This is a genomic window from Leptospiraceae bacterium, from assembly GCA_015075105.1.
Classification (GTDB): domain Bacteria; phylum Spirochaetota; class Leptospiria; order Leptospirales; family Leptospiraceae; genus JABWCC01.
In genome coordinates this window covers 241226-254957 of the sequence record JABTUZ010000002.1, presented here as the reverse complement: position 1 = coordinate 254957, position 13732 = coordinate 241226, and the positions used below count along the sequence as shown (strand labels likewise).

Here is a 13732-nt window from a genome sequence, read left to right as displayed (position 1 = left end):
TTACTGCTTTGATTCTACCTTCGATGTTGTTTCTGCATTCTTAGGATTCGTTCTTCTGTATTGTTGATCAATCTCATCAAATAGAATTGGATTGAGTCCAGGATCTACAATAAACACAATTCTTCTTGGGTCTCCGGATTCTAAGTTGTATCGGGCTTTTCTGCGATCCAATTTCATAGTCGTTAAATTAAAGTCTTTAATCTCTAATTTTTTTACGTTGGAAAAAATCGGTTGGATTGTACCGATTCTTTCGAGCATGGGTCTGGTTTGAGAGCGGTTGATCGATACAATTATGCAAATTTCAAAATGTACTTTTTTTCCAGAATCAGAATGGGCTGTAATAACGTAATCCCCCCTGTTCAAGATACTTCTATTGTCGCACAAACTATGCCCAACATAATCAAAGAAATCTTTTACAATTTTTTCATTGTACGTAAAGAAACTATTATTCAGAATAATTTTCATTGCAGTCATAGAATCCATTGCATCTCGCCAAGGTTTTGCGGTTGTCATGGCTGCAAATTCTCCTGCGATAGAAATAATCCCGGTGTCTTCTTCATAACCAGTGTAAGTTAAAATATGTTTGATTTGTTGGGTGATATCTCTTGCTATGTGCGCTTTGCCTGAATCTTCCGAGTATTTTTTTTGTAATACAGAAAGTTTTTCTACTATAACTTTTGCGGAAGGGTAATTGTTATTTAAGCTTTCTCCTTTGTATGGGCGATGATGATTCAAAACATTTGACTTTATTTTTGTATCAATCTCTTCTAAAGGAGCAAGCATTAGATAACTTACCATAGGATGGTTTTTTATATAATTGTATTCTTCTACCGAGATATTTCCGTGTTCAGGAATCTTCATCTGCGAGTAACCTATATCACACAAATAACTGGACATCATCATAGTCATCTGCTCTGCTTTTTGAATTTCTTTTTCTGCCCGTGATATTGCTTTCATTCCTCTTAGTTTGAGTGCCATTCCGATTACAGTTCTTTTGGTGATGATTTCCGAATCTACTCCGGCGTTGGTTCCACCCATTACTTCAATAATATTCACAAGTCCTGTTTCCACATCATTTGAGTTGGAAAAGTCGGTTAAGATATTATCAATAGACTTAGAAACATTGGCGAACTGTCTTCCTTGAAATGGACTTGTTTTCAATTCTCCCAAAAGATTTTTTGTATCTTTTGCAAGGTCTTTAGTTAAATCCACATTTACAAGTTTAGTGAAAGAAACTTCTCTACCGTTTACATGGGTTGGTCTGGAACTTTGTTTAGAGAAAAGTTTTTCATAATCCTCATTTCTAAAAAAAATCCCTTGTGCTTCAAACCTTAACAAACGGTTTATATCATCGGTTGAAGCTCCTTCTTTTTTATGGATTAGGATCTGACCATCTCTATTGTAAAAATCAATAGGAATTACGCTTTGTTCCCGAAAAGTTTGCAGTACCTCTTCGGTAAAATCAAATTGTTTGTATCCTTCTTTAACAGGTGTATTTTGCGGGGCAGCCATATTATATTTTATATAACATTAAAATTTTGGTATTTTATTACTAAAGAGATGATATTATTTTTTCCTTGTTTATTGTCGGCAAAAAAACAAATTTTGACCTGATTTCAGCCGGAAAATCTTCGCCGATTTGCAGTATTTTGCAGTTTTGTCTGAAAAAGTCAACCAGATTCTTAGTCCTTTCTTTTCCCGAGGTAATTCGCAAAAGTAAGAGCTGCTCCTCCTACAAAGGCTGAAAAGAAACTTGGAACTTCTAAATAATTTGGAAATAATTTTGCTATTAAAATCAATATTAGGGCGTTTAGAATAAGACCGGCAATGCCGAGACTTAGGTAATAAAGAAGGGCACTCAGTCCAAGTGTGAATATTAGTGTGAGTTTTCTTATGGCAAAATTCAAGGAAATAAAAATCAAAACTACAATTATAGCAGACTGAATCCCGCCCCGAACTTGAAAATGGCTGTCAATTAATGGAAAAAGAAATATTACGGTAAGGATTTGAAGGGTAATAGAGATAAAAAATTGCTTCATAGATATACATTATTTTTTTTAATTTTGAAAACAAGAAAATAATTTTAAGAGCCATAGAAATTTATTCTTTAGTTCGAGTTTTTATTTGAGATACAAAAAAACCTATATGGAATTTAATCATTCGGTACAAGAAAAACTATTCAGGGAAGTTTGTATATTATTTTTGAAAAGCAGAGGGGTGTTGTATATGAAATTTCATTGTAAAGAAAATGAATTAGAAGCACCTGCAAAATATCTAAGGACTCTTCTGATAGAGAAAAATATTTATGTTGTTTTATTAACCGGGGAAATGGGTGCAGGCAAAACTACTTTCACTAGGCACCTGTGTAAGATTTTAGGGTCAAACTCAACCATAAATTCTCCGACATATAGTTTTTTAAACGAGTACAAACTGGGAGAAGATTCAATTTTTCATTTTGATTTGTTTCGGATTCAATCAGAGGATGAGTTAGAAGGTATAGGATTTGAAGAAGTTTTAGCTCTGCAAAATATCACGATCATAGAATGGTGGAAAATTGCAAAGGGTTCTATTCCTAAAAATGCAGTTGAGGTTGAAATTAAAATTGAATCGGAAACAATGCGTAATTTTGATATAAAGATTTTATAATGAATATTTTATTTTTTGATGCGACAAATGATTGGCTGGTAGTTGAGATATATAATTTTACGGATACTATCAATTTAAAACATAGTTTGAAAGGATTTTTTCCAAGAGAATCATCTTTTCGTTTAGTGAAGGAAATTTCAATCGCTTTAGAAAAATCTGAAATAGAAAAACCTGATCTTATCATCGCATGCAACGGGCCAGGATCTTTTACTGGGATTAGAATTTGTGTATCTACTGCAAGAAACCTAGCACAGATTTGGAATATTCCTGTTGTTGGGATAAATAGCATTGAATTTTATTGCGGATACTATTTTGAAAAAGAAAAAAAATCTTCTATTGTTTTAATTGAAGGCGGGCAAAATAAATTTTTCTCTGCAATGATGAAAGAAGATCGTTTTGACGGTTGTTACGATATTTCAAAAGAAGAGGTCTTTAATACATTTTCTGTAGAAAAGTCGAATTGCAACATTTATTCAACTCAAGGAAAAATTGAAAACTCTAAAGATATAAATTCGGATATTCCGGGAATTCAATTTTTCTTAAAAGAATTGTTAAAAAGAAATATATCTTTAAATGAATATAACTACAATAGTTTAAAACCAAATTATATGAGAGGTACTTATGCCAAGGAAAAGAAAAAGTGAAGAGAGATAGGATTATAACAAAAATTTATGAATACTTGCAAGGCAAATCAGGAAAAGAAGTCAACTACACCGAATTACTGAAAAATTTTGCAAATCAAAAAGTTGATAAGAAAGGAAAAAAATTATTTAACAATCACAATAAAGATAAAAGTCACGAGAAAGAGTCCATACTAAAAGAATTCTTATCATTTCTTGAAGAAGAAAATTTAATCACAAAAGATAAAAAATTTTACAAAATAGCGTCACCATTTTATTTATCTGGGAAAATATCTATCTCGAAAAAAGGAGACGGATTTGTGAAAATGCAATCCGGTTCCGAAGTTTTTATCCCTTCCCAATTTACTGAAAATTCTATCCATGGAGATATAGTAAAAATTTCACCTCTTGGTTTTGGGAAAAAAGGAAAATTAGAAGGCTCTGTTTTAAAAATTTTAAAACGTGGGCGAACATTTTATAGATTAAAAATAACATCTTTAGATCCAAAATATATCGTAGGAAAATTTTTAGATATGCCGGGAGAAGAATGTATCGGGATCATTCAATCCAAGTCCATACTCTCTGAAAATTTAAAAAGAATTTCTATCGACGACATTTTAATCGTAACTTTAAAAACTGTCTCTCATTATGAAGAAAATCAACACGAAGCAATTTTTGTAAGGTTTGAATCAGACACAAAAGAAGATAAAGATTTTTTTAGAATTTTGATGAAGTATGATTTGAATTTGTTTTTTCCTGAGACTGTATCCATAAATTTCCCCGATGAAGTAAATGATAAAACTGTAAGCGACTGGAGTGACAGAGTTGATTTGCGAGAACTGTATGCAGTGACTATAGATGGAGAGACCGCAAAAGATTTTGACGACGCTGTTAGTTATACAGAGACAGAGGGTAAAATAAAGTTTTACGTTCATATTGCTGATGTTTCAAATTATGTAGAGATATTTTCTGACTTAGATAAAGAAGCTTACAATCGTTCTACTTCCGTATATCTTGCGAATAGGGTAGTGCCAATGCTCCCACCGGAGTTATCTGAAAATCTATGCAGTCTTGTAGCAGAAAAAAATCGCCTTGCGTTTACTGTTGAGATGGAAGGGAACTGGGAAGGAAAAATTATTTCTGCCAAGTTTTATAAAAGTATTATAAAAGTAGATAAGAGATTTACTTACGAAGAAGCAGAAGAAAGAATTTTAAATGGAAGTGAGTCTGATTGGTTTGTAAAACTTTTAAAGTTTACAGACGCAATGAGAAATGACAGAAAAAAATCTGGTAGGGTCGATCTCAATTTAAAAGAAAATTCTATAGTGATGGGCGATAACAACTCCATCGTTGCAATCCAAGAAAAATCCAGATTAAAAAGTCATGTATTGATCGAAGAGTTGATGTTGTCGGCAAATATCAAAGTAGCAGAATTTTTACGAAAGAAAAAAGTGCCAGCTCTATACAGAATTCACGAGTCAATGGATGAAGAAAAATTAGAAACTCTTAATCTATTTTTAAAATTGTACGGATTTCAACATACAATAAAAAATTCAAGTTACAAAGAAATAGAAAATGCTTTGCAAGTAGTCTCCGGGCAGGCTTGTGAAAAAATTTTCAATTATTTTTTACTAAGAAGTTTTATGCAAGCGTACTATGGAGGAGATGCTGTCGGACATTGGGGGCTTGGGTTTAAAGACTATTGTCACTTCACTTCTCCTATCAGGCGATATCCTGATTTAGTTGTTCATCGAGTTTTGCATTCTATTTTGAAATCAGAGGAGCCTCCGTATTCAGAAGAAGAGATCGGGATTATGGGTAATCAATGCTCTGAAAAAGAAAGAATTGCAGCAGACGCAGAAAGAGATATTGTAAAATTAAAAACCTGTCGTTATTTAGAAGCTACAGGAATCAAAGAGTTCAAAGGCGCTATAACAGGAATTCGTCCTCAAAGTGTTTTTGTTGAATTAATCTCTCCACCTGTAGAAGGGGTAGTACATATTAAGCATTTTACAAATGAAGGTGAGTTAGTGATTCCAAATGATTTTTCGTTTGTGTCTAAGAAATATGCAAAACAATTTTTTTTAGGACAGATTTTAGAATTAAATTTAGAAAAAATTGATATCGAAGAAATTAAAATTTATCTATCTCCGATAATTAAATAGTTGCAATTATTTTTGTATAGAGTATAAAAAAAATTATGAATCTTTTTAGAAATAGCAAATTGATTATTTTGTCAGGAATATTTTTATTTTTTTCTTGTAGCAAGTCTGATTCTAAGAATGACAGTATTTCTTCATTGTTAGCTTCTTCTTCTTTTACTCCATTGATCACTTCTCTTTCTACTCAAAAAGGCTCTCCTTTCCAATCAATCTCCGGGGAAACTTATGTCGCTACTGATGTAATTATAACCGGACGCGGGTTTACTTCTTCTTTAACAGGGAACACTGTTATGTTTAATGGAGTGCCGGCTGCTGTAAGTTATGCTTCTACTACTGAAATTCGTACATCGGTTCCTACAGGAGCCACTTCTGGTCTTCTTTCAATTGTGAACAATGGAGGAAGTTGTTCCAGTTATGATGGACGTAGCGGTATTTCATGTGCTACATCTGACTTCTATATTGATTGCTATACTCCTTATTCAAACTCTCACGGGGCCGAAAATCTTGTTGAACAAGGAAAAACTACTACTGTAAATTATAAACAATCTTCAACGAAAGCATTCAAATCATACTTAAATAGTGGAGCCAATACGATTACTATTTCTTGTGAGAGTTATGCTTCGGGGGTTGTTGTCAGACATTTTTCTTCCAGTTGCGTTCCATCTCAAGAAACCTATACTACAAATCCTTTTACGATAACTTTGAATGGACCCTACACTGCACAATATTTTGTAACTGCGTTGAGCGGAAATTGTACTGTTACTCACAACTAAATATTAAAGCTCTACTTTTAAAAATCTTTTGAACACAATTATATTCGTTGCTCCCATCCATTCGCTCATTTTTTCTCTAAAAATTGCAGCTCTCGGTTTAGATGCTTTAACATCTAAAGGAAGTTGATCATACATCTCGATTGTATGAAGTGAAATTTCCTTGTATTTAATCTCTACTTTTTCAATAATTTTTTTTAAGGCTGTAAGATTGTTTTTCTCTTCTCCTATCTTTGGAAGTATTGCACTCTCCCAAAATTGAAGTACTCTTTTTTTTATTAGTTCCCCTGGAATAATTTTAGTTACTTTTTTTCCGTCGGAAGATCGTACATGTAGAAAACCTGTATTGGCTTCGATTAAAAATTTTTTTACAAGCATATAAAAATGAGAAGGACCTAAATGGAATATAAAAATATTTTTTAGTTGGGGTTGAATTCCTATATTTAATGCAGTGATATCAATACAAAAATTAAAATACTGTTCTAAAAAATTCATATACTCTTGCTCTACCAATTCCTTGGATCTGGTTTTAAATTCTTTAGAGCTGATTTTTCTAATCAAATCAGATTTTAGCCTTTCCTCTTCTGCTCCAATATGAGTGTCTGCTTTTAACGTGTTTGCAAAAAGCTGTCTTTCCTCTTCTGCTTTATGTGCATCGTATTGGATGAAATAGTGTGAGTTGTTGTTCCACGTCATTTTTCCGCCAGCGTTAAGAAAACTTGGACTGGATTTTGACTTCTCTTGTTTTTCAATGAAAGATTTCTCGGTAGGTGTTGGAATTTTTGGTGAGGGAGTTTTTACCTCACTTAAATCTAAATCATCCATAACGTTATAACTACCTTGAGTTTCAAAGTTTGTTAGAAATAAACTTGAAAGTTTGTATGTCGTTTCTTTGTTATAGTTAGGTTTGAAAATTGCTTTTTGTTCAAAAATTCTGTCTGCATCACTAATCGAAAGAAGTCTTGCCATTCTAACCAACGCAGTTTTCAGAGCTTCCATACGATCCATTGCTGGAAGAATTCTATAAGAAATTAATTGCTCTGATTTAAAATTTTTATCGCTGAAATTTGTTTCAAATATTGCATTTCTGATTATATTCCAGCTTTTTCCAACGATTAAAAAATAATCTCTAAGGTGTTCAAAAGTTTTAAAGAATATTAGAAATTCCAACATCTGGGAGTCTTGCTTTCCATTTGGAAAAAATGAATAAAAGTCTTTTCTTGCGACTGGTTCAAGATTTTTATTATCAATTTCAAAAGTAATTTTTCGTGTAAATTGCTGAATATTTTGAAGTTCAGTATCAATAGATTTTCTTATAGGGATAAGTTCTTTTTTGCTTTGCTCTGAAATTTGACCGGACATAAGAAAAGTGGATATCCCATTTGCAAGCATATTCATATTCTCTAAAAATGCAGGATACCCTTTTCTAAAAATATCAATCTTTTGGAGTTCCAGCTCTTCATTTTTAGATATTATGTTCATATTGCTATATTGAGTGCACTTAAATTTTTTTTAGTCAAGTAAAATTAAATAGAATTTACTTGACAATCTGTAAATCGTGCGATAAAATTTAATATTGTTGCACAGGAGAGCTTATGAAAATAATTTCCGCTCCAAGTTTAGGAGGAAAAACACAAGATCCGTTAAATCTGATGGAATCAAAAAAAGTGCCTCGAGAAATCGGGGTTGTTGGAGGGGATTTGAATATAAATTCTCAACAAAACAAAAGTGAAAGAAACTCTAAAGCGATTAGCCCTACTCAAGCTACAGATTTTTATAAAGTACGTGGGGCAATCGTAGATAAATTAGCGTAGGAGTTTATTCTTGATAGTAGATTTCGATTAGGTTTCCACTCGGATCTGAAAAAAGTAAAGACTCACCACCATCGATTTCTTCAGGGCCTTTCTCTATCTTTATTTTTTTAGCCTCAATCTCGTTGATTGCCTCCGTGAAATCGTCAACATCCATTGTGAAACTTAAAGTAGGAAGTCCAAGCTCAGTTAGCTGGTTTTTTACTTTGTCGATTTTGATTAATTTAATCTTGATCGGATCAAGAGTCATAAGTATAGATTCATTGTCACGGTTGTTTAATACTTCAAAATCAAATAATTCAGAATAAAACTTTGCCGAAGACTCCAAGTCTGTGACTGCAATATTGATATGATCTATGTTTTCTACTATAATCATCTTGATTTTTACACCTTTAATGTCATAATATCATAAAAAGTCAGATTGTCCACGAAAATTTCTATGAGTTTTTTTATTTCTTTTAGTTTTTATGTAGTTTCTCGATTTTTCTCTGCAAGCCTCTTAGTCAAAAGCCTTGCTAAAAATACACCGGCGTAAGGATATTTTTTTATCATATTAATGAAACCATTTCTGGAAATGGGGAGTAATTTTGCACTCGATAAAGCTTTTACTGTTCCTGTTCTTCTATTGTGGTGTAAAAAAGCCATTTCCCCTACAAACATATCTTCCGGTGTAGAAATCGCAACCTGCTTATTATTTACATAGACTCCTAATTTACCACTCAATATATAATAAAAGTAATCACTCTCTGAATCATCTTCAAATAAAACTTCACCAGCCTTTAAATGTAGGACAGGCTCTGAGGTAAGTTGATGTAAATCTCCTTCTCGCCTTAACACTTCCAACTCATTATAAAATACTAAGCGAACCTTGTTTCCCTTAGTATTATAAGACATTTCATCCACAAAAGTTCTGGTCATCATGATTCCTCTTCCATGAACCATGAACACATTGTCTTCATTTAACGGATTGGGTATATCGGTAGAGTTGAACCCTTTTCCCTCGTCTATTACTACAATTACTGCCCTTTTGCTATTGATATTGTAGCGAACTCTAACTCTTTTATTTAGATTTTCAGGGAGCGATGCTCTTTCTTTGACAATGTCCACTATATTCAAATTCTGGTTTATGATATTGGTCTTCATGCTATAACCAATTTCACAATTTCCGTGCTCAATAGCGTTTGTAATCATCTCGTGCAGACAAATTGAAATTTTTGAGTAGGTGTCTAAATTTCGAAATCCAACCGCATAACAAAAATTTAATAAAATATTTGTCGCTTTGGGAACAAGCAATAAGCTATTTTTAATCGTAATCGTTCCTTTCTTTTGTGTAGAATGCTCTGCAATAAATTGTTGAGATTCAAATATTTCTGTATTGCTTGTGATGATTTTTATTACAGTTGGAAATTTATATTTTATTTCATTGATACTGATGAAATCAATCACTCCAAACTTGAGCAATTGATCCATTTCTAATTTAGATAATTTTGAAGAAATAACAACAATCACTGTTCCATGTAGCCAAGGGTCGTCATGAATTTTGGCAAGAGTGTTGATCAATTCTTCATCGTTTGCGTCAAATTCTACAATAAACAGTCTTGATTTAGATTGTCCATAATTTAAATAATCAACAGCTTTGTATAGCTCAGATGTTATATGAGGTTGATAAAATTTATCTTCCTCCTCAGCGTTTTGTGCTCCTTTCTGGATTTCGTTGATGATTTTAGGAGTTTTAGCATAGACGCTAAAAGAGATCTTTTCTTTTGAAGGATTCATCGTTTTTATATGTGGTATTTGCATAGTTTTCAATATATGTTTTTCCGTAAACAAAAAGGACATAGATTGGCTCGTGTATTTTTTATCTTTATTGTTTTTTTAAGCTTCTTTATATGGTTGTTTTCGCTATTCTCTTTTCTTATGTCGTATCAGCCTATTGTATCGTATAGTTTTTCTCTTGGAGAGGTAAACTCCTACCGCAATAGAACTGACCTTGGGTGGAACTCCAAAGTCATAGAACTTGGCAGGGATGATTATGTCCCATCCGGCAATGTCAAGCAACAAAAGAAGAGTAAAAAGAGCCGTTCGGGAAATACCAAGCCATTGAGCAAATTCGCCAAGCTCAATCCAATCTGCAATCTCCGGACGAAAGTTCTTCTTTTATGCAATTTTGCCTTCTTCCTGATACACCGTCTTCACACAATCCAACTTTTCAAAGTCTGCCAAAGTAGTAACATTCCTATATCTCCAGCAATTGATTGAAAGTAATCTTCTCTCGAAATAGTTTCAGTCCTCGAATTAAACTCATCCATAAATTTTTCTGAATAAGCAGACTGATTGTTCTGCTCAAATTTTTTGGGTTCATAGTATTCTCCTAATATAAAATCTTCATTCCTCTATCCCTGATCCCCACTCTACTATCCCTACCCCTTGATATAAGGTAAAATAATATCGTGATAGAAATAAAATTTATTTAAATTTAGAAAAATTTTTTTAGTTTTTACAGAAAAAGTTCTGAACCCGCATTAAATGTGAAATTCCTCAAAAAGATGGAGTTCCCACATTTTTGCGTGAAAGGTGAGCAATTGGTATAAAACATGCACTTTACAGAAAAGAGTGGAGATCCCACATTTTAGCACGAAAAGTGCAAAATCTGTACTAAAAGCAAAAGTTTAAAACCTCATCCTAAAAGATAAAATTAATAAAAAAAATTCCAACTCCACTATTTCAGTCATCTGTCTTCAGAATAATTCCTACATTGAAAGCATAGCAAGATCAAGATTTATTGATTGAGTGAAGAGCTTTTCGGGCTGCGGCAAAACCTCTAAAATGAGCTTCTTCAAAAATTGAAATCCCGCTTAGATCGCTGTGTGCAAAATGAATAGATCCAATTGATTTCATAGACTTTTCTCTCGACTTTCCCCAGATAAAATTTACAGTAGGGCGAATCATTGCATGTGCATGGAGCATAACGTCTATATTTTCCACATAAGATTCAATGTCTCTGTGACATTTTTTTAAATCTTTTAATATGAAATTTTTCCAATCAGTCCAGTTTTTCTTTTCCAGTTTGTGCTTCGTTGCCAAAGTATCATCATCAATAAAAGGAAAATAATAAGTAAGAACTGATTTCTTCTCTTGAAATCTGAAACTCTGATGAGTCGAAACAATATAACCTAAAGAAGAGCTGTTATAAATTACATTATCCCAAGAGGTGGGAGCTCCTCTTCCTTCAGGGACTTGACTGACTGTAAGATTTGCAACCATCCATGGAGAATAAACAAAGTCATTATGGTAAGGATTATTTCCAAGAATATATTTTCTTGTAAATTGTGGAAGTGAATATATCAACGAATTGCAAATGTATAATTTAGTTTGATTTGATTTTTTATTAAAAGTTAAAACTTTCCATTTTGAGTTTTCAGAAGAAACTTTATAGACTACTTCTCCTGTTTCTATTTTTCCTGTCGTCATAGACTGTAGTTTAGATACAAGAAATCCATTTCCTTCAGGCCAAGTTAGAGGAGGAAGTTCTTCTCCTTTTGGATCAACTGCCCTTGAGGCATAATAATGGATTCCTGCCCAAGCCGATGTATTTGTAAGTGAGGATCCATAGTCATCACGAGTTGCGTATTCTGCATACCACAATAATTCTTTTGTTTGAAACCCTTCAATTTTTAGATATTCGAAAAAAGTAATCTGATCCAATTTTAAAAATTCAGGATCTTTTGAAGAAAAATCAACAGGAATCGTAAATGCTTTTTTTCCGTCTCTACCAATTTTTTTTCTCCAATTGTTCATAAGCTTTTCAAATTTTTCTTTTTCTCGAAATACTTCGCTTGAAGAGGCAAGTTTTGGAAAAAGTCCTTCTTGCCATTTCCCGTGAATAAAAATTCTTTCGTCCGGATCAAAGCAAAGATATTTTTCATCGAATATAGGCTCTCCATTAGGCTTTGAGCCAATTACAATTCCTGCATCTTTTAAAAATCCTGTAAGAAAAGGCATTGATGATGTAGGTTGAGGGAGGTAATGCGATCCCCAAGGGTATTTACTGATTGAATTTTCACCAAATTTTGAGTTCCCTCCTATCGTATCTTCCATTTCTAATATCGTGTAATCAGAAAAGCCAGCTTTAGATAAATAGTAGCCTGCGCTCAATCCAGAAATTCCCCCACCTAAAATTAATACATTAGATTGAATAGCATTAGAAGGAGAAGTTTGGAAAATTTTATCTCTAAAGGAATGGCCTGACATTTTATCTGGACCAACTATTTTTCCAGAAATTCTATGTTGAAAAAATTTTCTAAAAATAAGAGCTCCTCCTATAGAAGCCGCACAAGAAGCAAGAAAGGTTAAAAAAGTTTTTCTGGTCATAGTTTTTTTTGGAGTCAGAATGTATTAAAGAGTATGGTTACACTTTTTTTATTTCTTGATTTTAAGTAAATCATTTCAATATATGGATTTATGATGCTATTGCAAAAGCTCTAAAATGGGTTTTGTATCGCAAGTAAATAGTGATTTTACCTGAATATTGAGCGATATATATTTCCAAGAAGGACTTTTAGCCGGTGTACCATTAATAATATTTGGATTGATTTTCCCATTTCTACTTGCATCAAACTACCAATATAGGCATAGTGGAGAATAAAAACTAAAATCTATTCTATGTTTTCTTTCTTAAAAAATTTCACCTTATTGCTTGTTTTTCTCTTTCCTTTTTCTGTAATTTTTAGTGCAGAATCATTAAACAAGATTCTTGCAACGATCAAAAACACTTCGATTACTCAAATTGACTATGAGTATGGAGAAGATAAATACAAAAAATTATCAAAATTTCTACCAAAGATTAATCATAAAGCTTCGATGAAGACTCAAGTCTTGGATTTTTTAATTGCGAGAGCCATTGTAGATATTACTGCCGAAGAAGAATCCATTCAAGTTACAGAAAAACGCATAGATACTGAAATTGAAAAAAGAATGGAAGTCATGGGAATAAAGGATCGTGCCGTTTTCGAAAAAAACATTCAAGCTCAAACAGGAATGAGTTTTGATATGTGGGTTAGTGAGCTTCCTTATCAAATTAAAAAAGGACAACTTCTGCAAGTACGGGTAAATACAAAACTTCCAAGTGATAAAGAAATTCTAAGTTGGTACAACGCAAATAAAAACAAAGTAGGTTTCGAAATTCGGCTAAGAGAAATTGCTCTGATTCCTTCAAAGCACTCCTTAGAAGAAGAGACTCGAATATCAAAAGAAATCACTGCAATTAGAAATGAAGCCCTAAAGGATCCCGAATCATTTAAATTAATTGCAAGCGGCCCTAGAAATCAATCTAATTATAAAAATGGGGGACTCATAGATTGGATTCCTGCTTTTGAATTATATAAGCAAAATAAAATTGCAGCAACAGTGGCAATGGGATTACCCGAAGGAAAAATTTCGGATGTATTCAGGGACGAGCGTAAACGATATTGTATTATTAAAATGGAAGGAAAGCGACCTACTCCTCTTGAGCTTGTTAAAAAAGGAATTCAAAATATGCTTTACAGAGACAAAGAAGAAGATTCCTTCGATAACTGGGTTCTTTCAAGAAGAAGAGAGATTTCAATTACGATTTATGATAAAGAATATATTAAAGAAAATAAATTAGACACTCCTGAAGAAAGTTTTCAAAGACCAGAAGACTTGCCGACAGATAAAAATAACGAAAAAAGGCAATGATGAAA

The 13732-nt window shown here is 32.8% G+C and carries 13 protein-coding genes; 6 read left to right on the top strand and 7 right to left on the bottom strand.

Annotation, left to right across the window (positions count from 1 at the left end):
- Entirely contained in the window at positions 1–1512 is a 1512-nt protein-coding gene (locus tag HS129_11140; protein ID MBE7412593.1) for a c-di-GMP phosphodiesterase, read from the bottom strand.
- Between the two features lie 170 nt (positions 1513–1682).
- Entirely contained in the window at positions 1683–2039 is a 357-nt protein-coding gene (locus HS129_11135) for a phage holin family protein (protein MBE7412592.1), read from the bottom strand.
- A 187-nt stretch (positions 2040–2226) separates the two neighbouring features.
- Here HS129_11135 and tsaE point away from each other — a divergent pair, with 187 nt between their 5' ends.
- From tsaE to HS129_11115, 4 genes are read left to right on the top strand one after another with little or no spacing between them, the layout of a single operon-like run.
- Positions 2227–2646, top strand: a complete 420-nt coding sequence (gene tsaE / locus HS129_11130; protein ID MBE7412591.1) for a tRNA (adenosine(37)-N6)-threonylcarbamoyltransferase complex ATPase subunit type 1 TsaE — start codon at positions 2227–2229, stop codon at positions 2644–2646.
- Entirely contained in the window at positions 2646–3290 is a 645-nt protein-coding gene (gene tsaB / locus HS129_11125; protein ID MBE7412590.1) for a tRNA (adenosine(37)-N6)-threonylcarbamoyltransferase complex dimerization subunit type 1 TsaB, read from the top strand. Before tsaE ends, tsaB begins: the two co-directional genes overlap by 1 nt.
- Positions 3287–5431 (top strand): VacB/RNase II family 3'-5' exoribonuclease, encoded by a 2145-nt coding sequence (locus HS129_11120; protein ID MBE7412589.1) that lies wholly within the window; start codon positions 3287–3289, stop codon positions 5429–5431. The genes tsaB and HS129_11120 overlap by 4 nt, the downstream gene beginning before the upstream one ends.
- 35 nt (positions 5432–5466) lie before the next feature.
- Positions 5467–6201, top strand: coding sequence for a hypothetical protein (locus HS129_11115; protein ID MBE7412588.1), 735 nt, complete (start codon positions 5467–5469; stop codon positions 6199–6201).
- 3 nt (positions 6202–6204) lie between these two features.
- Here the strand turns inward: HS129_11115 and HS129_11110 are convergent, their stop codons facing one another.
- Positions 6205–7680, bottom strand: a complete 1476-nt coding sequence (locus HS129_11110) for a hypothetical protein (protein ID MBE7412587.1) — start codon at positions 7678–7680, stop codon at positions 6205–6207.
- Between the two features lie 113 nt (positions 7681–7793).
- Here HS129_11110 and HS129_11105 point away from each other — a divergent pair, with 113 nt between their 5' ends.
- Positions 7794–8012, top strand: coding sequence for a hypothetical protein (locus HS129_11105; GenBank protein ID MBE7412586.1), 219 nt, complete (start codon positions 7794–7796; stop codon positions 8010–8012).
- 4 nt (positions 8013–8016) lie between these two features.
- On the opposite strand, the gene HS129_11100 is transcribed toward HS129_11105, so the two are convergent.
- The 4 genes from HS129_11100 to HS129_11085 form a co-directional block, all read right to left on the bottom strand.
- Entirely contained in the window at positions 8017–8385 is a 369-nt protein-coding gene (locus HS129_11100; GenBank protein MBE7412585.1) for a VOC family protein, read from the bottom strand.
- Between the two features lie 89 nt (positions 8386–8474).
- A complete protein-coding gene (locus tag HS129_11095; GenBank protein ID MBE7412584.1) occupies positions 8475–9818 on the bottom strand; it encodes an ATP-binding protein in 1344 nt (447 codons plus the stop codon).
- Positions 9819–9911: 93 nt separating this feature from the next.
- The gene (locus HS129_11090) at positions 9912–10145 is read right to left on the bottom strand and encodes a hypothetical protein (protein ID MBE7412583.1); all 234 of its coding nucleotides are present in this window, start codon (positions 10143–10145) and stop codon (positions 9912–9914) included.
- A gap of 636 nt (positions 10146–10781) precedes the next feature.
- Positions 10782–12380, bottom strand: a complete 1599-nt coding sequence (locus tag HS129_11085) for an NAD(P)-binding protein (GenBank protein MBE7412582.1) — start codon at positions 12378–12380, stop codon at positions 10782–10784.
- Between the two features lie 291 nt (positions 12381–12671).
- On the opposite strand from HS129_11085, the gene HS129_11080 reads away from it, so the two are divergent.
- Positions 12672–13727, top strand: a complete 1056-nt coding sequence (locus tag HS129_11080) for a putative peptidyl-prolyl cis-trans isomerase (protein ID MBE7412581.1) — start codon at positions 12672–12674, stop codon at positions 13725–13727.
- Positions 13728–13732: the final 5 nt, after the last annotated feature.

Coding starts and splice junctions, on each gene's coding strand:
- HS129_11140 (MBE7412593.1), bottom strand. CDS start 1,512: ATGGCTGCCCCGCAAAATACACCTGTTAAAGAAGGATACAAACAATTT.
- HS129_11115 (MBE7412588.1), top strand. CDS start 5,467: ATGAATCTTTTTAGAAATAGCAAATTGATTATTTTGTCAGGAATATTT.
- HS129_11085 (MBE7412582.1), bottom strand. CDS start 12,380: ATGACCAGAAAAACTTTTTTAACCTTTCTTGCTTCTTGTGCGGCTTCT.
- HS129_11080 (MBE7412581.1), top strand. CDS start 12,672: ATGTTTTCTTTCTTAAAAAATTTCACCTTATTGCTTGTTTTTCTCTTT.
- HS129_11135 (MBE7412592.1), bottom strand. CDS start 2,039: ATGAAGCAATTTTTTATCTCTATTACCCTTCAAATCCTTACCGTAATA.
- HS129_11110 (MBE7412587.1), bottom strand. CDS start 7,680: ATGAACATAATATCTAAAAATGAAGAGCTGGAACTCCAAAAGATTGAT.
- HS129_11105 (MBE7412586.1), top strand. CDS start 7,794: ATGAAAATAATTTCCGCTCCAAGTTTAGGAGGAAAAACACAAGATCCG.
- HS129_11100 (MBE7412585.1), bottom strand. CDS start 8,385: ATGATTATAGTAGAAAACATAGATCATATCAATATTGCAGTCACAGAC.
- tsaE (MBE7412591.1), top strand. CDS start 2,227: ATGAAATTTCATTGTAAAGAAAATGAATTAGAAGCACCTGCAAAATAT.
- tsaB (MBE7412590.1), top strand. CDS start 2,646: ATGAATATTTTATTTTTTGATGCGACAAATGATTGGCTGGTAGTTGAG.